General features: G+C 69.3%; 15 protein-coding genes and 1 pseudogene. 8 read left to right on the top strand and 8 right to left on the bottom strand.

The genetic code is table 11. The features are described 5' to 3' along the window. Positions 1–21 precede the first annotated feature (21 nt). From IPG61_15755 to dinB, 3 genes are all read right to left on the bottom strand, one after another. Positions 22–1164, bottom strand: coding sequence for an HDOD domain-containing protein (locus IPG61_15755; protein ID MBK6735501.1), 1143 nt, complete (start codon positions 1162–1164; stop codon positions 22–24). Between the two features lie 209 nt (positions 1165–1373). Then, on the bottom strand, positions 1374–1553 hold the full coding sequence (locus IPG61_15750; GenBank protein MBK6735500.1) for a hypothetical protein: 180 nt from the start codon (positions 1551–1553) through the stop codon (positions 1374–1376). After that, the gene (gene dinB, locus IPG61_15745) at positions 1550–2587 is read right to left on the bottom strand and encodes a DNA polymerase IV (GenBank protein MBK6735499.1); all 1038 of its coding nucleotides are present in this window, start codon (positions 2585–2587) and stop codon (positions 1550–1552) included. Before dinB ends, IPG61_15750 begins: the two co-directional genes overlap by 4 nt. Before the next feature lie 252 nt (positions 2588–2839). Here dinB and IPG61_15740 point away from each other — a divergent pair, with 252 nt between their 5' ends. From IPG61_15740 to IPG61_15730, 3 genes are all read left to right on the top strand, one after another. Beyond that, positions 2840–3538 carry a pirin family protein gene (locus tag IPG61_15740; protein MBK6735498.1) on the top strand — a complete coding sequence of 233 codons (699 nt, stop codon included), beginning with the start codon at positions 2840–2842 and terminating at the stop codon, positions 3536–3538. A 64-nt stretch (positions 3539–3602) separates the two neighbouring features. After that, a complete protein-coding gene (locus tag IPG61_15735) occupies positions 3603–4307 on the top strand; it encodes an SOS response-associated peptidase (GenBank protein ID MBK6735497.1) in 705 nt (234 codons plus the stop codon). A gap of 53 nt (positions 4308–4360) precedes the next feature. Continuing rightward, complete coding sequence (locus IPG61_15730) at positions 4361–5029, top strand: transaldolase (GenBank protein MBK6735496.1); 669 nt, start codon at positions 4361–4363, stop codon at positions 5027–5029. A 5-nt stretch (positions 5030–5034) separates the two neighbouring features. Here the strand turns inward: IPG61_15730 and IPG61_15725 are convergent, their stop codons facing one another. From IPG61_15725 to IPG61_15715, 3 genes are all read right to left on the bottom strand, one after another. Next, a complete protein-coding gene (locus IPG61_15725; GenBank protein ID MBK6735495.1) occupies positions 5035–6339 on the bottom strand; it encodes an aminotransferase class I/II-fold pyridoxal phosphate-dependent enzyme in 1305 nt (434 codons plus the stop codon). A 205-nt stretch (positions 6340–6544) separates the two neighbouring features. After that, positions 6545–8581, bottom strand: a complete 2037-nt coding sequence (locus IPG61_15720; protein MBK6735494.1) for a sodium-translocating pyrophosphatase — start codon at positions 8579–8581, stop codon at positions 6545–6547. A gap of 180 nt (positions 8582–8761) precedes the next feature. Further along, complete coding sequence (locus IPG61_15715) at positions 8762–9553, bottom strand: FKBP-type peptidyl-prolyl cis-trans isomerase (GenBank protein MBK6735493.1); 792 nt, start codon at positions 9551–9553, stop codon at positions 8762–8764. 160 nt (positions 9554–9713) lie between these two features. Between IPG61_15715 and IPG61_15710 the strand changes: the two genes are divergently transcribed. Beyond that, positions 9714–10814: a hypothetical protein gene (locus IPG61_15710; GenBank protein MBK6735492.1), complete on the top strand. Its 1101-nt coding sequence runs from the start codon at positions 9714–9716 to the stop codon at positions 10812–10814. Here the strand turns inward: IPG61_15710 and IPG61_15705 are convergent. Both IPG61_15705 and IPG61_15700 read right to left on the bottom strand, forming a co-directional pair. Then, positions 10811–12211, bottom strand: coding sequence for a hypothetical protein (locus tag IPG61_15705; GenBank protein ID MBK6735491.1), 1401 nt, complete (start codon positions 12209–12211; stop codon positions 10811–10813). The genes IPG61_15710 and IPG61_15705 overlap by 4 nt on opposite strands. Before the next feature lie 13 nt (positions 12212–12224). Beyond that, positions 12225–13694, bottom strand: a pseudogene (locus IPG61_15700) (fumarate hydratase). Between the two features lie 215 nt (positions 13695–13909). Between IPG61_15700 and IPG61_15695 the strand changes: the two are divergent. The 4 genes from IPG61_15695 to IPG61_15680 all read left to right on the top strand — a co-directional run bounded on the left by IPG61_15695 (position 13910) and on the right by IPG61_15680 (position 19710). Further along, complete coding sequence (locus IPG61_15695; protein MBK6735490.1) at positions 13910–15088, top strand: saccharopine dehydrogenase NADP-binding domain-containing protein; 1179 nt, start codon at positions 13910–13912, stop codon at positions 15086–15088. Positions 15089–15220: 132 nt separating this feature from the next. Then, a complete protein-coding gene (locus IPG61_15690) occupies positions 15221–17308 on the top strand; it encodes a S9 family peptidase (protein ID MBK6735489.1) in 2088 nt (695 codons plus the stop codon). Positions 17309–17392: 84 nt separating this feature from the next. Next, complete coding sequence (locus IPG61_15685) at positions 17393–18313, top strand: ATP-binding cassette domain-containing protein (protein ID MBK6735488.1); 921 nt, start codon at positions 17393–17395, stop codon at positions 18311–18313. Next, positions 18307–19710 carry an ABC transporter permease gene (locus tag IPG61_15680; GenBank protein MBK6735487.1) on the top strand — a complete coding sequence of 468 codons (1404 nt, stop codon included), beginning with the start codon at positions 18307–18309 and terminating at the stop codon, positions 19708–19710. Before IPG61_15685 ends, IPG61_15680 begins: the two co-directional genes overlap by 7 nt. Positions 19711–19713: the final 3 nt, after the last annotated feature.

Below are 19713 nucleotides of genomic sequence, written 5' to 3'. Positions count from 1 at the left end.
GGTGGGCGCGACGAGGAGGGCCTAGGCCTTCTGCAGGGTGAGCAACGGCTCGAGGTCGGTGCGTGTGAAGATGATGGGCACCCTGGTCAGGTGCTCGGCGCCGCGGGGTACGTGTGCTCCGTGGTCGAGCATCAGCGCGGTCGAGGTGCCGAGGTCGGCGATGAATGGCAGCAACTGGTCCAGCTGCTGGCGTGACAGGCACTGCCCGTCCATCAGGACCAGGCTGACTTCCTGCGCGCCGGGATCCTGGTTGAAGAACGACTGCATGGGAAACACACGGTGGCCGAGCTGGCGCAGGACGAGTTCGGACCAGTCGCGGCGGTCATCCTCGGTGGTGATGACGACGCACACGGCGCCCTTGTCGGGTGTCTGGCCGGTGTTCAGGCCGAGGTCCGGCAGCGCGATCTGCATGAACTCGGCCGTCTCGGCGATCTTCTGCCGCATGCCGTCCAGCGATGCCCGCAACCGGTCCTGGTTCGGGCAGTGCGCGTTGATCAACGCGCGCAGGTCGGCTTCGCTCGGCGTCGGCTCGCCCGAATGTCCCCAGACCGTGGCCAGCACGTCGGCCAGGGCCACCAGGCCGGTCAGCGGCTGCGAGCCGTCGGTTGCGCGCGCGAAATCATGGTGGTAACGCGCCGCGTTGCTGAAGGCCTCGGGCAATTCCCAGAACTGCAGCAGCCCCTGCCCTACCTGCGCGTGGGTCATGCCGATCGCCTCGGCCTCCGCCTCCAGGCGGTCGCGCGTCGAATCCTTCAGGATGGGCCCGTAGATGTCGGGCACGGCGGCTGCCAGCACATAGGCGCCGATGTCGTGCATGAGGCCGACGAGAAAAGCCTCTTCCGGGTCGATGCGTCGCTGGCCGAGCAGCGCCATGTTCTGCGCGGCGGCTCCTGTCGCCAGCGAATGGGACCAGAACGACTTCATGTCGATCGTCGATTCCAGCGACTTCAACATCTCGATGGAGCCGAACCCGAGGGCCAGGTTGCGCACCCCGGTGAAACCGAGCACCACCACGGCGCGACTGATGGTCGTGACTTCGGTCGGCATGCCGTAGAACGATGAATTGACGAGTTTCAGGACCTTGCCGGCCAGCGCCTGGTCGCTCGAAAGGACACGCGCGACCTCGCCCGCCGTGGCGTTCTCGCTGCCGAGCACGGTCATCAACTTGCCGGGTCACCGCCGGCAACGGCGGCAGGTTCCGCATGACGGACATGATCCGGGCCTTGACGCGGTCGACAGTCACGCTGGCGCCCCTCTGCAGGCATGGCGGACAGGCCGGCCACAGTGGCCGGGCTGGTGGTTCAGGCAAGGGATCGGACCTGTGAGGGTTTCCTTGAGCGTTGATTGGCCGGGGCCTTACGCATTGCCGGGCCTCAGTCGTCTTCGGGGTCCTGCCCGGCCGCAGGCGGGGCGCCACGCCGCAGGAGGGGCCCGAAACGCCCCGAAACCTCGTCCAGGACCCGGTCCAGGCGACGGTTCCGCTCGCGGCCCGGCTCACCGAACAGGCTCCCCTGGCCCGTGGCGGGGCCGTGCTCGAGATTGGCGGCCGTCACGCCCACCAGCCGCAGCGGCCGCGCCCCCGTCCCAACCGCGACTCCAGAAGCTCCCGCGCGGCATCGCGGATCTCGACGCCGCCGTCCGTCGCCTCGGGCAGGGTCAGCGACCGCGTCACCGTGGTGAAATCGGGGTAGCGGGCCTTCAGCACGATGGTGCGCGCGCGCAGGCTGTCGGACCGCAGGCGCCGGGAAACCTTGTCGGCCAGGCCGTCACACACGGCGCGAAGCTGCTCCGCATCGCCGATGTCCTCGGCAAAGGTGAGCTCGTTGCCGACAGAGCGGGCTTCGTGGGCGGGGACGACAGGCCGGTCGTCGCGGCCGGCCGCCAACGCCACGAGGTGGTGCACGTGCGGCCCGAAGCGTGCCTCGAGGTCGCGCGGATCGCGCAGCAGCAGGTCGCCGATGCGTTCGATGCCGGCGGCACGGAACTGCCCGGACGCCACGCGACCGACGCCCCACAGCCGTTCGATCTCGAGCCCGGCGATGCGTTCGCGCCCCTGGTCGGGCTCGATGACGACCAGGCCGTCGGGCTTCTCTAGGTCCGAGGCCAGCTTGGCCAGGAACTTGTTCCCGGCCACGCCGACCGAGGCCGTCAGTCCCGTCTCCGCCTTCACGCGCGCCTTGATGTCGGCGGCAATGACCGGCGGCGGGCCCAGCAGGCGGCGGCACCCGCTGACGTCGAGGAAGGCCTCGTCGATGGACAGCGGCTCGACCAGCGGCGTGTAACCGCGCAGCAGCGCCATGATGACGCCGGAGACCTCGAAGTACCGGTCGGGCCGCGGCCGCAGGAAGACCCCATCGGGACAGAGCTGCCGGGCGCGCCCGGCGCTCATGGCGCTGCGCACGCCGAACCGCCGCGCTTCGTAGCTCGCCGCCGAGACGACGCCCCGCCCTTCGGGCGTGCCGCCGACGATGACCGGGCGCCCGCGCAGCGACGGGTCGTCGAGCACCTCGACCGAGGCATAGAAGGCGTCCATGTCGACGTGCAGGACCGCGCGTTCGTGGCCGCTGTCCCAGGGCGCAATGGGCAAGGCAGGGCTCCCGCAGGCTCGAGACGACGACCATGCCCGGCGGCCGGTCGCACCGGGAGAAAATAACGCGAAAATCGTCGCAAAACAAGCCCGGCCGTTCCGGGGACCACGCGCGGGAACCGCCGCCGGAATGCTCCTGTTTCACGGGGTTTGACTCGGCACCGCGCACCGCCTACCCTCGCTGGATGGCGGCCGTCACCTCGGCGCGGGATGTCCCCGCGGCCGGCAGGCCGGTTGCGGGGGAACAGGCGCATGGTCACCGTCCGGCCGGCCAGGGAACGCGGGCACTTCGACCACGGGTGGCTCGACACCCGCCACACCTTTTCGTTCGGCGACTACCACGACCCCGCCCACATGGGGTTCGGCCCCCTGCGCGCCATCAACGAGGATGTCGTCGCGCCGGGCGCGGGCTTCGCCCGCCACCTGCACCACGACATGGAGATCGTAACGTGGGTGCTGGAAGGCGAGCTCGAACACCAGGACAGCCTGGGCCACACCTCGGTGATCCGGCGGGGACTGCTCCAGCGCATGACCGCCGGCACGGGCATCGAGCACAGCGAAGTGAACGCATCGCAGAAGTTGCCGGTGCGCCTGATGCAGATCTGGATGCGTCCGGATCGGCCCGGTCATCGGCCCGAGTACGAGCAGCGCCACCTGCCCCTTCCCGAACGGCGCAACAAGCTGCGGCTGGCCGTCTCGGGAGACGGCGCCGACGGTTCGCTGCGCTGGCACCAGGACGCGCGCCTGTGGGTCGCCGAGATCAGCGCTGACGTGACGCTCGAGCATGTGCTGCCGCCGGGTCGGCGGGCCTGGATCCACGTCACGGGCGGGCGCGTCGCCGTCAATGCGGTCGGGCTGGTGGCCGGTGACGGTGCCGCGATCGAGGACGTGTCACGCATCGATCTGGCGGCCGACGGCGAGTGCGCCTTACTTCTGTTCGACCTGCCCTGAGCCGGGCCGCGGCCGGGCACCATCGTCGGGTTCGGCGTGCGCGGAAGGGATGGCGCCCGGAATCATGTGTGGCCGTATCGTCCTCAGTTCCGCCCCCCATGTCCTGGCCGAGACATTCTACCTGGATGTCGTGCCCGACCTCGCCCCGCGCTGGAACATCGCCCCCGGGACCGACATCGCGGCCGTGGTGCCCAACCCCGGCAGCCCCGGCAATCTCGTGCGCATGCTCCGCTGGGGACTGGTACCGCCGTGGGACCGGGGCGATGGCGGCGCGCCGCAGTTGATCAATGCGCGCGCCGAGACCGTGCTCGAGAAGCCCGCGTTCCGCGAGGCGTTCCGGCATCGGCGCTGCCTGGTGCCGGCCGACGGCTTCTACGAGTGGCAGAAGCGCGACGGCGGCAACCAGCCCTTCCACTTCCGCGCCCGCGACGGACGGCCGCTGGCGCTGGCCGGTCTCTGGGAGCCGCGCGAGCAGCCGGGCGGCCGGCAGTTCGCCACCGGCGCCATCGTGACGGCGGCCGCCAACGCGACCATGCGCCCGGTGCACCATCGCATGCCGGTCATCCTGCCGCCGTCGGCCTGGAAGATGTGGCTTGGCGCCCCGCCCGAAGAGGCGGAGAATCTGCTGGCGCTGCTTGAGCCCGCGCCCGCCGACCTGCTGCTGTCGCACCCGGTCACCCGTCAGGTGGGTAGTCCCTCGTTCGACCGCCCCGAATGCGTGGAACCGGTCGAGGACGAGCGTCGCGGCCAGCTGAACCTTTTCGGCTGAACATCACCCTGAAAGAGGCCATGAAGAACGAAGACACCCCGGTGCCCCATGCTGTGGGGCCGCGCCTGTTCCTCGACACCGCCGACACCGGAGCCTGGGAACGGCTGCTGCCCACGGGCATCTTCCACGGTGTCACGACGAATCCGCTGCTGCTCGAACGCGCCCACCTTGCGTGCGAGGTGGCCGTGCTCGCGGACCTCGCGCGCCGGGCCGCGGACCTCGGCGCGAGGGAGATCCACCTGCAGACCTGGGGCGACGATGCCGCAGCCCTGGAGCAGACGGGCCTGCGGATCGCCGAGGCGACGACCGGTGGGCTGACCGTGCTCGTGAAGGTGCCGGCGACCGCGGCGGGCTTCCGCGCGACGGCGCGATTGCGGGCGGCCGGGCTCGCAGTGACGCTGACGGCCGTGTACAACGCGGGTCAGGTGCTGGCGGCAGCGGCGGCGGGCGCGGCCTATGCGGCGCCCTACCTCGGTCGCCTCGACGACGCCGGCCGCGACGGGCGCAAGGTGGTGCTGGCCATGCAGGCGGTGTTGCGATCGACCGGCACGGAGACGCGCCTGCTGGTGGCGAGCCTGCGCGGGCCCGAGCGCGTGATCGAACTGGCGCGCCTGGGCCTGGACACGTTCACCTTCGGTCCCGAGGTGGCCGACGCGCTGCTGCACGATGAACTGACCGACGCGGCGGCTGCCGCGTTCGCCAAATCGGCCCAAAAGAAATAGCCGGCTCAGCGCAGGTAGTCGGACAGGAGCCCCGCGAGCAGGTCCGGTGCCAGGCGCATCTGGTCGGGCGGCAGCACGTAGGCCACGCGCAGCTGCGTGCGGCCGGGGTTGGGCCGGCCGGCCGGGACGCTGTAGAATCCCGCCATCGGAGCCGTCAACAGCGTCAACGGGCGACCGTCGACCTCGCGCCGGCCCGAACGTGCACACCAGCGCACGAACGCGACACCGTCGAATTCGGCCGGTACCACCGCGCGCAGGTCCACCACCGAGTAGATGCTGGCGTCGGGACTCGAGACCACGGCGCCGGGAATCAGCTCGCGCGTCCGCACGGTGAAGTCCTTCAGCATCGCGCCGTAGTAGGCGCGCTGCGCCGTGAACCATTGCTGCAGTTCCGCGTGCGGCACGTGCGCGATGGCGCCGAAGATATGCTGGCCGATGGCGTTGGCGCAGAGGCTGGCCGTGTTCTCGGCCACAGCGCGCTGGTGGAAGACGGCGCTGTCGGTGACCAGGGCCCCGATGCGCAGCCCGCAGGCGTTCCAGACCTTCGACGTGGTCTCGATGCTGATGCGACGGCCGACCAGGCCCGGCGCATCGGCCTCGCCCAGGCCCCACACGCTCACCGGCGGTCCCTCGACATAATACAACTCGCGGTAGGCCTCATCGGAGACGTACCAGGCGTCGTGCTTCACGCAGAGCCGCGCCAGCGCCGCCAGCGAGGCGCGGTCGTAGAGGTGGCCGGTCGGGTTGTCGTACGGGATGACCACCACGGCGCCGGGCTTCTCCGCCGCCATGACGCGATCGATCTCCGCTTCCGAAGGCAGCGAGAAGCGCCCGTCCGGGCCCATCGTCCGCGTGATGGAGACCGTGCGCCGGCCCAGCCGCTCGGCGAAGGCCTTGTAGTTCGTGTAGGCGGCGTCGATCAGCAGCAGCGGGCGCTCGTTCGAGCCCGCCGCACCACAGCACCCGACGATGACCAGTTCCATGGCCTGGCTGCCGCCGTCGGTGATCTGGCTGAACAGGTCCGTGGTGTCGAAGCCGCTGGCGGCGATCACGTTGCGGAAGGCGGCATTCGTCTCGGCCAGTCCCACGGTGGCCGTGTAGCCCACCACGCCCTGTGCGAAAGGCGATCCGGGCTCGCCGAGGGTGCGCAGCCGCTGCTGCATGGCCGGATGCATGGGCAGGGAGACGTTGCCGATGGCGGCGTTGTATGCCTGCGTGCCGTCGTGGCGGGCGGCGAACTCGATCTGCGCCATGCGGATGACCGATGGCGTGCGGGACGCGAAATGGGCGGACAGCGTCGGGCCGGACATGCTGCACCCTTCGTTGGGATGCGCGGCTGTGGACCCGCGGCGTGGCGCGACGAACAGCGGCGCCGACACGGGCGGTGGCCGCGGCGCCGCCGCCCCCGGCGGCGGCCCGACAATGTTGGGGTCCGCCGCAGGGGCGCGCAACGGGAAAAAAGAGGCGGCCCGCTCCCCCGGGGAGTGGGCCGCCATGTACGCGGTGATCGATCCGCTACTTCACCAGCATCGGCGCGATCACGACGCTGATGACGGCCATCAGCTTGATCAGGATGTTGAGGCTCGGGCCCGAGGTGTCCTTGAACGGGTCACCCACGGTGTCGCCGACCACGGCCGCCTTGTGCGCTTCCGAACCCTTGCCGCCGAAATGACCCGCCTCGATGTGCTTCTTGGCATTGTCCCAGGCGCCGCCGGCGTTGGACTGGAAGATCGCCAGCAGCACGCCCGAGGCCGTGACGCCGGCCAGCAGGCCGCCCAGCATCTCGGTGCCGCCCAGGAAACCGACCGCCACCGGCGTGGCGACGGCCAGCAGGCCGGGCAGGATCATCTCGCGGATCGCGGCCGTCGTGGAGATATCGACACAGCGCCGGAAGTCGGCCGTACCGGTGCCCTCCATCAGGCCGGGGATCTCACGGAACTGCCGGCGCACCTCCTCGATCATCGCGAAGGCCGCGCGGCCGACAGCCTCCATCGAGAAGGCCGAGAACAGGAACGGCAGCATGGCGCCGAAGAACAGTCCGACCAGCACCGCGGGCACGAGCAGGTCGATCGTCTTCAGCCCGACGATCTGCTGATATGCGCTGAACATGGCCAGGGCCGTCAGGGCCGCCGAGCCGATCGCGAAGCCCTTGCCGATGGCCGCCGTCGTGTTGCCCACAGCGTCGAGCTTGTCGGTGCGCGCGCGCACTTCCTTGCCCAGGCCGGCCATCTCGCTGATGCCGCCGGCATTGTCGGCGATCGGTCCGTAGGCGTCGACCGCCAGCTGGATGCCGGTGGTCGACAGCATGCCCAGGGCGGCGATCGCGATGCCGTAGAGCCCCGCGAACTTGTGCGCCACCAGGATGACGATGCCCAGCACGATGATCGGCAGCGCCGTGGACTTCATGCCCAGGCCCAGGCCGGCGATGATGTTGGTGGCCGCGCCGGTCTCGCTCTGGCGGGCGATGGCGCGCGCCGAGGGCTTGTCCTCGGCCGTGTAGAACTCGGTGATGATGCCGATGGCGATGCCGCCGGCCAGGCCGGCGATCGTCGCCAGGAATACGCCCGAGGCGTGCGCCGGGAGCAGGGCGTCGATGACGAACCAGCTGGCGATCGTCATGATGATACCCGCCCCGAAGGTGCCGATGTTCAGCGCCTGCTGCGGGTTGCCGCCTTCCTTCACGCGCACGAGGAACGTGCCCAGGATGCTCATGACGATGCCGACGCCCGCAAGCACCAGCGGCAGCATGACGGCATTCAGCACCGGCACCGAATTGGCAGCGGCGAAGCCGGTGCCGAGGATCATGGCGCCGACGATGGCGCCCACGTACGACTCGAAGAGGTCGGCGCCCATGCCGGCCACGTCGCCCACGTTGTCGCCCACGTTGTCGGCGATGACGGCGGGGTTGCGCGGGTCGTCCTCGGGAATGCCGGCCTCGACCTTGCCGACCAGGTCGGCGCCGACGTCGGCGGCCTTGGTGTAGATGCCGCCGCCCACGCGCGCGAACAGCGCGATGGAACTGGCGCCCAGCGAGAAGCCCGAGAGCACCTGCAGCATGCGGTCGGTGCCCCAGCTCGCGTGGAACATCTGGTCGAAGATGATATAGAGCAGGCTCAGGCCCAGGACGCCGAGCCCGACCACGACCATGCCCATCACCGTGCCGCCGGCAAAGGCGACCAGCAGGGCCGGGTTCAGGCCGATGCGCGCCGCGGCCGTGGTACGGACGTTGGCGCGGGTGGCGATGCGCATGCCGAAGTACCCGGCCAGCGCCGAACAGACGGCGCCGACGACGAACGACAGGCCGATCAGCGCGTGGCTGTTCGGCTGGTTCGCGTTGCCGAACGCGAGCAGCACGCCGACGACGGCCACGAAGACCGCCAGCACGCGGTACTCGCGGTTCAGGAAGGCCATCGCGCCTTCCTGGATGTGGCCGGCGATGATCTGCATCTTCTGGTCACCCGCATCCTGGCGCGTGACCCAGGCAGCCTTGTAGGCCGCAAAGGCAAGCGCCAGCAATCCGGCGACGGGGATGAGGTAGATGAGATTCACAATTCTCCTCCCACGGAGTCGGCAAGGACCGGGAATCGGCCTCGAGGTGGGCAAAAGAGCAGACGCCCCGCCGGGGCGTCTGCCCAGAAACAACGCGTAACTCTAGCAGATGCCGCCACTTCCTGCAAGCGCCGACCCAGGACGGGCCCCAGCCCTTGTCCCGCAAGCACTTGCAACGGCACCCTACTTTCCGGCGATCTCCACCAGTTCGACGTCGAACACCAGGTCGGCATCGGGCGGAATCGGCCCGCCGGGCGTGCCCCGCTTGCCGTACCCGAGCACCGACGGGATGATCAGGCGGGCCTTGGTGCCCACCTTCAGGCCGCGCAGGCCGGCGTCCCAGCCGGGAATGACCATGCCGGCGCCCAGCGTGAAGCGGAACGGCTCGCCGCGGTCGAGCGACGAATCGAACTTCTCGCCGACGGCGCCGTCCTTCCACAACGAACCGGTGTAGTGCACGGCGATCTGGTCGCCGGGCGCAGCGACCGCGCCGGTGCCTTCCTGCTGCACCTGCACGTCGACCTTGGGCAGGCCGACGAGGCTGATATCGAAGATCAGCGTCGAATTGGCGGGGATCACGGGCGGACGACCCTCGACGCCGTAAGCGAGCTCGGGCGCGATGATCAGCGTGCGCTTGCCGCCGATCTTCATGCCCATGATGCCCTTGTCCCAGCCCGGGATGACGAAGCCGCTGCCGACCGGGAAGGCGATCGGGTCGCCGCGGTCCAGCGAGCTGTCGAACTTGGTGCCCTTGACGGGCTTCTTCGTCTTCTCGTCCTCGACCTGCAGCCAGCCGGTGTAATGGGCCAGCACGTAGTCGCCCGACTTGACCTCGTCGCCGGTACCGACCAGCGAATCCACATAGCTCAAACCCGGTTCGATGACCACAGCAGGGACCTCCGCTGCCTTGCCGCCGCTCTTGCAGCCGGTCACGGCGACCAGCAGGATCGCGGCCAGGACCGCCGCCGTCTTCATGGCTCTCGACATGGTCTTCCTTTCCAGATGAGGAAGGCGCCCGCGAGCCGCTGGCGGCGGGGGCCGGTGGAACGGCCGGAATGTGGCACACCGGCCCCGGATTGGCAAAGGGTTGTGCCGCCGAGATTGTGCCCGGCCCGGCTGATGCCCCGGGCCGGACATGAACACCAACACCAACACCTTCGTCCCACCCCACTGCCCAAACTCCAACTGCCCATTCCACAGCGGGTTGCGCCAACGCTGGCGTTTCAAGCGCATTGGCTACCACTGGAGTCACTGCCAGAAAAAGCGTATCCCCAGGTTCCTCTGCCTGTGCTGCCGCCGCTCCTTCAGCTCCCAGACGTTTGCGACGACCTACTGGCTCAAGAAGCCGGAAGTCCTTGGCCAGCTCGTCATGAAAACCGTCGGCTGCATGGCCAATCGCCAGATCGCGCGCGACCTCCGCGTCGCACCCTCCACCATCGATCGCCAGCTGGCGCGGCTCGGCCGGCACTGTCTGCTGTACCACACGCAGCAGATGCAGGCCGCCAGGCCGGCTTCCGCCGTCGTCATCGACGGCTTCGTGACCTTCGAGCATTCGCAGTTCTGGCCGTTCCACCACCATCCGGCCATCGAGCCCGGATCCGATCTCATCGTCTACTTCACCGACAGCGAGGTGCGCCGTTCCGGCACCATGACCGATGCCCAGAAGCGCAAGCGCGAGCGCCTCGAGCAGCAGTACGGGCGGCCTGACCCCAAGGCGGTGTTGAAGGATGTGACGCACCTGCTTGAGGTTGTCGCCGGTGGTCAACGGCGGCTGACAGTGTTGAGCGACGAGCACCAGGCGTATCCCCGGGCAATCCGGCAGTTGCGTTGTGAAGTGACGCATCTGGTGACATCGAGCAAGGAGCGGCGGGATGCGCGTAACCGACTCTTCCCGGTGAATCTGGCGGACATGCTGTTGCGACACAGCAGTGCCAATCACAAGCGGGAGACGATCGCTTGGTCGAAGCGGCGGCAGGCGAGCGCTGAACGGTTGGCGGTGTTTCTGGTTTGGCGCAACTACATGAAGGGTCGGAAGGAGAAGGTCCGGGGAAGCCCGACGCCGGCCCAGGTGCGGGGGATGAGGCCGGATCGGCTGGAGATTGCGGAGCTGCTGGAGAGTCGGTTGTTCGCGAGTCGGATCACCCTGCCGGGGCGGTGGCTGGAGTACTACGGGCGGCGGGTGCGGACGCGTGTTTTGGAGCGGCAGCGGGCGCATGATTTGAAGTACGCGTTCTAGAAACCAAGAGAGCCAGCCGCGCCATTGCCTGACGCGGCCGGACACAATTTCTGCGGCACAACCATTCTGCGGCGCCAGGCGGTAGGTCGGCGCGGCGCCGTGATGACCGCGCGGTTGTTGTCCAGGTACTCCCACGCCAGCGCCAAGGCGACGCCGCCGCACAGCCCCATGAAGGCGAGGATGGCCGCGGCCCGCGCCTTGCGCGGTCGCACCGGCTTCTCGGTGACGGCGACCGACCCGACGCGCTGCAGCGGCGAGGCCAGGTCGAGCTTCGTCTTTTCCCCCTGCCAGTCCGCCTGCAGCAGGGCGAGGTCACGGGGAAGGTCGCGCTCAAGGACGATATTGAGGTCGCGGATCTTCTGTTCGACATCCGCCTGTTTTTTCGCCAGCTCGATCTCCAGGACCAGGCGCAGCCGGCGCATCTGCAGGTCGTTGGCCTTGATGACGGCCTCGAGGCTGTCGGCGCGGACCGCTGCGTTGATGGCCATGTGCGAGATGCGGTTGACCGTGGACAGCAGTTCGCCGGCCCGTCCTGCCTGCTCGCGGCTGGCGGTCTGCAACAGCACCTCGGAGACCGGACCGCCTCCCTCGCCGGAGGCCACCTTGACGCCGGTCGTCGCTTCGGTCTGCATGGTGATGGCGAGCAGCTTTTCGGCTTCGCCCACCCGCCCGCGGGCGGCGACGGACTCGGTGCGCAGCTCGGTCACCGCGCGCCCGCGCCAGGCGTTCTCTTCGGCCAGGCGCTGCAGGTCCAGCTCGATGCCGCGACGCTCCATGCCCACGAGCGTCAATTCCCGCTTCTGCTCCTCGATGCGCAGTTGCGTGCGTTCCTTCTCGGCATCGACCTTCACCATGTCCTGCGTGAGGCGCTCCATCTTCAGCCGCGCATTGCGTTGCGTCAGGTGCAGGCTGCTGCCCAGCGAATCGACGAGTGCCTGGCGGTTGAAGGCGTCGATGCCGCTGTCGAGTACCTCGCGGGCCTTCTCCGGGCTGTGCGAGAGGTTGGTCAGCGTGATGACGTCGCCACCCTGGACGAAGTTCAGGCTGGGCACGAACTCGGCGTCGATGACCGGCGCCACCTTCAGGTAGGAGAACCCGGGCTGGTCCTGGAATTCACGCCAGTACAGGCGCTTCTCGTACCACCCGACAATGTCCTCGAGCGCCGTCTCGCGGATGGGCCCGCCCTCGGCGTTGTAGGCCACGATGCCGGGCCGCACCTGCGCCGTGGCGCGGTACAGCGGCTTGACGATGAGCCCGTAGGCCACGCCGGCAACCAGGCCCAGGCCCAGGGCACCGAGCACAAGCCCCCGACGCCGATACAGGATATTGAGCACACCGCCGACCGACAGGATGCCGACGGCCTCCGAGGGCTCTACCAGATGCGGATCCAGGGACAAGTCGGTTCTCCCGTCAGCCCAGCAGCTGCTTGAACTTCGCGGTGGACTCCTCCAGTACCTGCGCGTGCAGGGACTGCCCGTGGGAGTCCATCGTCACCACGGCCGGGAAGCGCTCGACCTGGAACTCCCAGATCGCCTCCGGCGAACCGAACTTCTCGGCCAGGTGCACGCCCTTGACCGCCACGACCCGCTCGGCCAGCACCTGCGCAGCGCCGCCCACTGCGTGCAGGTAAACGCCACCCACCTTCTGGCAGTACTGCAGCGTCTTGGGCCCCATGCCGCCCTTGCCGATGACGGCGCGGATACCGTACTGCTCCATGAGCGGGCCCTGGTAGGGCTCCTCGCGGATGCTGGTGGTCGGACCGGCGGCCTTGACGACCCACTTGCCGCCTTCCTTCACCACGACGGGGCCGCAATGGTAGATGATACTGTCCTTCAGGTCGACCGGCGGCTTGCCGCCGTCGTGAAGGTATTTGTGCACCGCATCGCGCCCGGTGAAGATCAGCCCGGTGATCTCCACCATGTCGCCCACATGAAGGGCGCGGATCTTGGCTTCGGTGAACGGGGCTTCCAGCAGCATGATCCCAGCCTCCTAGGATTCGTAGAGCCAGCGCGAGATGCGCCCGCTCTCCGAGAGCACGAACCCGTTGCGCCGGAAGGCCCAGCACATGTACGCGATCGAGACGAAGAACGACGCGGGCACGCGATTGCGATGCGTGATCTTGACGCCCAGCAGCGTGGTGGCCCCGCCGAAGCCCATCGGCCCCACCCCAAGGCCATTGCCTTCCTTCATGATCTGTCGCTCGAGCTTCGCCAGCCGCGCGTCCTCGTTGACGTCGTCGAGTTCGCGGAAGAGGGTCTCCTTGGCCGCGATGTAGCCGGTGCCGCGGTCGCCGCCGATGCACACGCCGAGAATGCCCGGCCCGCAGCCCTTGCCCTGCGCCTGCAGCACGCCGTCGAGCACCACGCGACGTACACCTTCCAGGTCGCGACCGGCGCCCAGCTTCGTGTCGGGCAGGCTGTACTGCGTGCTCACGTTCTCGCAGCCGCCGCCCTTGAGCATCATGCGGACCGTGAGCGACTTCCCGCTGGCCTGGTGGAAGTGGAACGACGGGTTACCGGGGCCGAGGTTGTCGCCCGAGTTCGCGCCGGTGACGGAGTCGACCGAATTCTGCCGCAGGTAGCCCACGCGTGTCGCCTCAACGACGGCCTTCTCGTAGGCCTTGCGGAAGGTCTTCTCGTCGCACCACTTCGGCAGCTCGGCGTAGCAGATGATGGTGCCCGTGTCCTGGCACAGCGGCTGCGACTTGTCCTTGGCCATCACGATGTTGTCGCGGATCACCTCGAGCGCGTAGCGGGCGTTCGAGCCCGGCTTCTCGCGGCGGGCGCCCGCCTCGACGGCGCGCACCACGTCGGTCGGCAGTTCTGCCGAGGTGCGGCGTATCAGCTCGAGCAGGTTCTTCTGCAATACCCTGGCGTCCATGGAACGCTCCTTGGGGGTGATGGAACGGGTGGGAACAGGGGCCGGCGGCCCGCCCGGGGATAGTAGCCCCGCCCCCGCAGGCGGTCAACCGCGCGGGCGAAGCCGGGCGCAGCCCCGGATACCGCCCTTGCCGCGTGACCGGCGGCCGGACCGCGCTTATCATGGCGCCACGGGCCCGGCCTGCCGTCGGCCCGCTCCCAACCCCGGAGAGCGACATGAAGTACCTTCTGCTCGGTGCCGGCCTGCAGGGCACGGCCATCGCCCACGACCTGCTCCGCCACGCCGAGGGCACCACGGGCCTGGTGGCCGTGGACTCGGACGCCGACTCGCTGGAACGCCTTGCGGCCCGCTTCGGCGACGCCCGGTTCCGCGTGGCGCCCGGTTATGTGCAGGACCAGGCGTTCCTCGCCCCGCTGATGAAGGAAGCCGATGTCGTCATCAGCGCCGTCAACTACTGGTACAACGTGCCCCTGGCCAGCCAGGCCATCGGGCAGCGCGCGCACTTCCTGGACCTCGGGGGCAACAACGACGTCGTGGCCCGCGAATTCGCCCTGGATGCGGCGGCCCGCGATGCGGGCGTGGCCATCGTGCCGGACTGCGGCCTGGCACCGGGCCTGGCCGGCATCCTCGGCTACTGGCTGACGACGCGGCTCGCGAAAACGGCTTCGTTGCGCCTGCGCGTCGGAGGTTTGCCCCTGCAGCCGCGCCCACCGATGAACTACAAGATCGTGTTCTCGGTCGAGGGCCTGATCAATGAGTACATCGAGCCGGCAGTGGTCATTCGCGGCGGCAGGCTCGATACCGTGCCCTCGCTCACCGAGTTGGAGACCCTCACCTTCCCTGAGCCGTTCGGCGAACTCGAGGCGTTCCAGACCAGCGGCGGCACCTCCACGCTGCCGCAGACGCTGGCCGGCCGCGTGCCCGAACTGGACTACAAGACCATCCGCTACAAGGGCCACTGCGCCCAGTTCCGCCTGCTGCGCGAGCTGGGGCTGACCGACGACCGGCCGCTGGCCTTCCCGGGCGGCGAGGTGAGCCCGCGCCAGATGCTGGCCAACCGGCTGAAGAACGCGCTCGAGATGCCCGGCCCGGACGCGGTGCTCGTGCTGGTCGTGGCCGAGGGCTGGGATGCCGCGGGCGAACCGAAGCGGCTGGCGGTGCGCATCATCGACCGGCACGACGACGCCACCGGCCTGTCGGCGATGATGCGCATGACGGGCTTCCCGGCCGCGATCATCGCGCGTATGCTGGCCTCAGGAACGCTGGACGCCGTCGGGGCCTGCTGCCAGGAACTGATCGTGCCGGGGCAGGACATGGCCGCCGAACTGCGGCGCCGCGGCATCGATCTCGTCGAGACCGAAAGCCGGCCCGACGAACCGTTGCCGGTGGCCTGACCGGGCGGCCCGATTTTCCGGCGAACCTTTGGCCGCCCCGGCTCGTAGCAGGGGACGGTCCCGGCGCGGCGGCGTGGTCTTGCCGCCTGCCGCCCCGGCCACCTGTCACCGTCCCCGCCCTGGAGGAATTCCATGAAGAAGCTCCTGCCCTGCCTGGCCGCCGTATCCCTGGTCGCGGCGGTCCTGGCCATCGGCGGTTGCGGCAAGAAGTCGCCGCCGCCGGCCACGACCGTCGCCGAGGCGCCCGCACCCCTGATCGACCGCGAACTGTTCTTCGGCGACCCGGAAATCTCGGGCTCGCAGCTGTCTCCCGACGGCAAGTGGCTGAGCTTCCTCAAGCCGCACAACGGTGCGCGCAACATCTGGGTCAAGGGTGCCGACGAGCCGTTCACGGCCGCCCGCCCGGTAACCGCCGACAAGCGCCCGGTGCCCGGCTACTTCTGGAGCCGCGACGGGCGCTACGTCCTCTACGTCCAGGACCGGGACGGCGACGAGAACTTCCACGTCTGGGCCGTGGACCCGGCCGGCGCCCCGCAGGGCGAGGCCAACGTTCCCCAGGCCCGCGACCTGACATCGGCGCCCGGTGTGCGCGCGCAGATCCTGTCGATGCCGCGCAGCCTGCCGGACGTGATGATGGTCGGCCTGAACGAACGCGACCCGCGCTTCCACGACATCTACCGGGTGGAGATCTCGACCGGGCAGCGGAAGCTCGTGCGCGAGAACAAGGAGGAAGTCGGGGCCTGGGTCTTCGACAACGAGGGCCAGCTGCGCCTGGCCTGGAAGGAGAAGCCCGGCGGCGGCGGCGACCTGCTGCGCGTGGGCCTGCAGGGCCTCGAGCCCATCGCCTCGGCCACGTTCGAGGAGGACATCACGCCGTTGCAGTTCCATCCCGACGGCCGGCAGTGCTACATCTCGACCAACATCGGCGCCGACATCGACCTGGCGCGGCTGATGCTGCTGGACGTCGAGACGGGTACCTGGACCTTTGTCGAGCAGGATCCCGAGGGCGAGGTCGACTTCAGCGGCGGTGTCTTCCACCCGCAGACCGACGAACTGATCGCCACTTCGTACACCGGCGATCGCGACCGCGTGTACCCGAAGACCGCCGAGGCGCAGAAGCTCTGGGACGCGCTGCGCAAGGCGATGCCCGAGGGGGAACTGGCCGTCACCGGCATGACCGACGACATGAGCCGGCTGCTCGTGGCCGTGCACAGCGACGTCGACCCGGGCTCCGTCTACCTGTATGACGCGAAGTCGGCGGCGGCGACTCTCGTCTACAAGGCGCGTCCCGACCTGCCCTCCGGCGACCTCGCGCACATGCGCCCGGTCACCTACACGGCGCGGGACGGCATGAAGATCCACGGCTACCTGACCCTGCCCAAGGGCCTCGGCGAAAAGAACCTGCCGGTGGTCATGTACATCCACGGCGGCCCGTGGGCGCGCGACTTCTGGGGCTACGAGCCGTACGCGCAGTTCCTCGCCAACCGCGGCTATGCGGTCATGCAGGTGAACTACCGCGCCTCGACCGGCTACGGCAAGCGCTACCTGAATGCCGGCAACCGCGAGTGGGGCACGGGCGCCATGCAGCACGACGTCACCGACGCCGTGCAGTGGCTGATCGCGCAGGGCATTGCCGACCCGAAGCGCGTGGGCATCTTCGGCGGCAGCTACGGCGGCTACGCGACCCTGGCCGGCGTGACCTACACGCCCGACCTGTACGCGTGCGGCGTGCCGTACGTGGGACCCTCGAACCTGGTGACCCTCATCGAGAGCTTCCCCGAGTACTGGAAGCCGTTCCTCGAGGGCTCGTTCTACCTCCGCGTGGGCAACCCGTCCATCGAGGCCGAACGCCAGGACCTGATCGACCGTTCGCCGTTGTTCCAGTGCGAGAACATCAAGGCCCCGCTGCTGGTGGTGCACGGCGCCAACGACCCGCGCGTGAAGCAGCACGAGTCCGACCAGATCGTCGTCGCGCTGCGCCAGAAGCAGAAGCCGGTCGAGTACCTGGTGGCCGGTGACGAGGGCCACGGCTTCCGCGCGCCGGGCAATCGGCTGGCTCTGGCCGCCGCCATGGAGAAGTTCCTGGCCAGGCACCTCGGTGGCCGGGCGCAGGAGACCATGAGCGAGGAGACCACCGCCGCGCTGGCGGCCATCACCGTCGACGTCAGCCAGGTGACGCTCGACAAGGCGCCCGCCCCCGCGGCCGGCGCCACCAACTAGCGAGGGCGGACAGGCGGGCGGGGACGGCGATCACCGTCCCCGCCCCGCCCCACACGGATTCCCGGACCAAGGATGATTCCCGACGTGAACACTGCCGTGCGCCTGAGCGCGGTGACCAAGACCTTCGGGTCCACCGCGGCGGTCACCGACCTCGACCTCGACGTGCCCACCGGCTCGCTCTGCGGCTTCATCGGCCCGAACGGGGCCGGCAAGACGACGACGATCCGCATGATCATGGCCATCCAGTTCCCCGACAGCGGCGAACTGGAAGTGCTCGGCTGCCGGCGCGCGCTCGACGCGAAGGACCGCCTCGGTTACCTGCCCGAAGACCGCGGCCTGTACCGCAAGATGAAGGTCGGCGCTTTCCTCCGCTTCATGGGGCACCTCAAGAGCGTGCCCTCGGGCGACCTCGACCGTCGCGTGACGCACTGGCTGGAGCGCGTCGAGCTGGCCGGCGTGGCCGACAAGAAGTGCGAGGAACTCTCGAAGGGCATGCAGCAGAAGGTGCAGTTCATCGCCGCGGTCCTCAACGAACCGCAGTTGCTGATCCTCGACGAACCGTTCAGCGGACTGGACCCGGTCAGCACGCGCCTGCTGCGCGACCTCTTCCTTGAACAGCACGCGCGCGGCGCCACGATCCTGTTCTCGACCCACCAGATGGCGCAGGCCGAGCAGTTGTGCGACCGCATCGTGATGATCGATCGCGGCCGCAAGGTCCTCGACGATTCGCTGGCTGCGATCCGCGGCCAGGCCGAATCCCGCCAGGTCGAATGCGAGCCGCTTGCCGCCGAGCCCGACCTGGGGCCCGTGGCGGCGCTGGCATGCGTGGCCGCCGTTGCGCACGACGCGGCCGGAGTTCGCGTCACGCTGCGTCCCGAGGCCGATCCCGCTGCCGCCGTGGCGGCGGTGGCGGGCGCGCTGCCCAGCCGGCGCGTCGAACTGCTGCGACCGACACTGGAAGACGTGTTCGTCCGCATCGTCACGCGGGAGCGCACCTCATGCTGAAGAAGATCGGCTGGGTCGCCCGGCGCGAGTTCGCCGCCACGGTCATGACCCGCAGTTTCGTCATCGGCGTGCTGGTGCTGCCGGCGATCATCGCCCTGATGACGTTCGTGATGCCGCGCATGATGGACGAGCGAGCGCCGCGCGTCGTCGGTATCGTCGCCGTCAGTGACCCCACGGGCACCATCGCACCGCTCCTGGAACGCGAATTGTCGCCGACCTCGATGGCCCGTCGACGGCTCGATGCGGGTACGCGCATGCGCGAGGAGATCGCGACCCGACTGCCTGAAGGTGCGCAGGCCGTGGGCGGCGCGGCGGCCTCTGCCGCCATGGAGCAGGCGCTCGCGACGGCCATGGGCGAGGCCCCGCGGCTGAGGCTGGTCGTCGCCGGCGAGGATTCGCTCGAGGCCTGGAAGACGCGCCTGGCCGGGCGCACACGCGCCTCCGCCGCCGACACCGGCGCTGCGGTCGCCCTGGTCGTGATCCACGCCACGGCCGTCACGGCAGCGGGCGGGACCTACGGCGCCTACGACCTGTACGTGCCGCCGAAGCTGGACGACCGCCTGCAGGACGAACTGCGCGGCGCACTGGCCCGCACGCTGGTCGAGGCGCGCATCGCGGCCGCCGGCCTGGAACCGGGACTGGTGTCGGCGATGACGGAGGTGTCCGGTGCCAACACCCGCGTGGTGACGCCCGAGGGCGAGCGGAAATCGCACGAGGCGCTGAACCTGCTGGTGCCGGCGGGATTCATGGCGTTGCTGCTGATGTCGGTCATGTCGACGGGCTCGCAGCTGATGACCAACACCGTCGAGGACAAGTCGAGCCGCGTGGTCGAGGTGCTGCTCGCCGCGGCTTCGCCCCTGGAACTGATGACCGGCAAGATCCTCGCCCAGATGGGCGTGGGCCTGGTGATGCTCGGGATCTACGCGGCGATGGGACTGGCCACTCTGGCTTCGTTCGCCGTACTGGACCTCGTCGACCCCCTGCTCCTGGTCTGGCTCGTGGTGTTCTACATCCTCTCCTACGCGATGATGGCCGGCCTGATGGGCGCCATCGGCGCCGCCGTGAACGACGTGAGCGAGGCCGGCACGCTGATGAGCCCGGTGATGATGATGAACATGCTGCCGTGGCTGCTCTGGCTGCCCATCACCCGCCACCCGGACGGCGCGCTGGCGGTGGCGATGAGCTTCCTGCCGCCGGTCAACCTCTACGCGATGCTGCTGCGCATGAGCTCGAGTTCGCCGCCGCCGACCTGGCAGGTGTGGCTGAGCGTGCTTGTCGCCGCCGCCGGCGCCGCCGGTGCGCTGTGGTTCGCGGCCAAGGTGTTCCGCATCGGCCTGCTCATGACGGGCAAGCCGCCCAGCTTCCGCACCCTGGTGCGCTGGGTGCGCATGTCGTAGCGC

The organism is bacterium (genome assembly GCA_016703265.1).
Taxonomy (GTDB): domain Bacteria; phylum Krumholzibacteriota; class Krumholzibacteriia; order LZORAL124-64-63; family LZORAL124-64-63; genus CAINDZ01.
The sequence above is the reverse complement of the archived record's forward strand: the minus strand, read 5'-3'. Positions and strand labels throughout refer to the sequence as shown.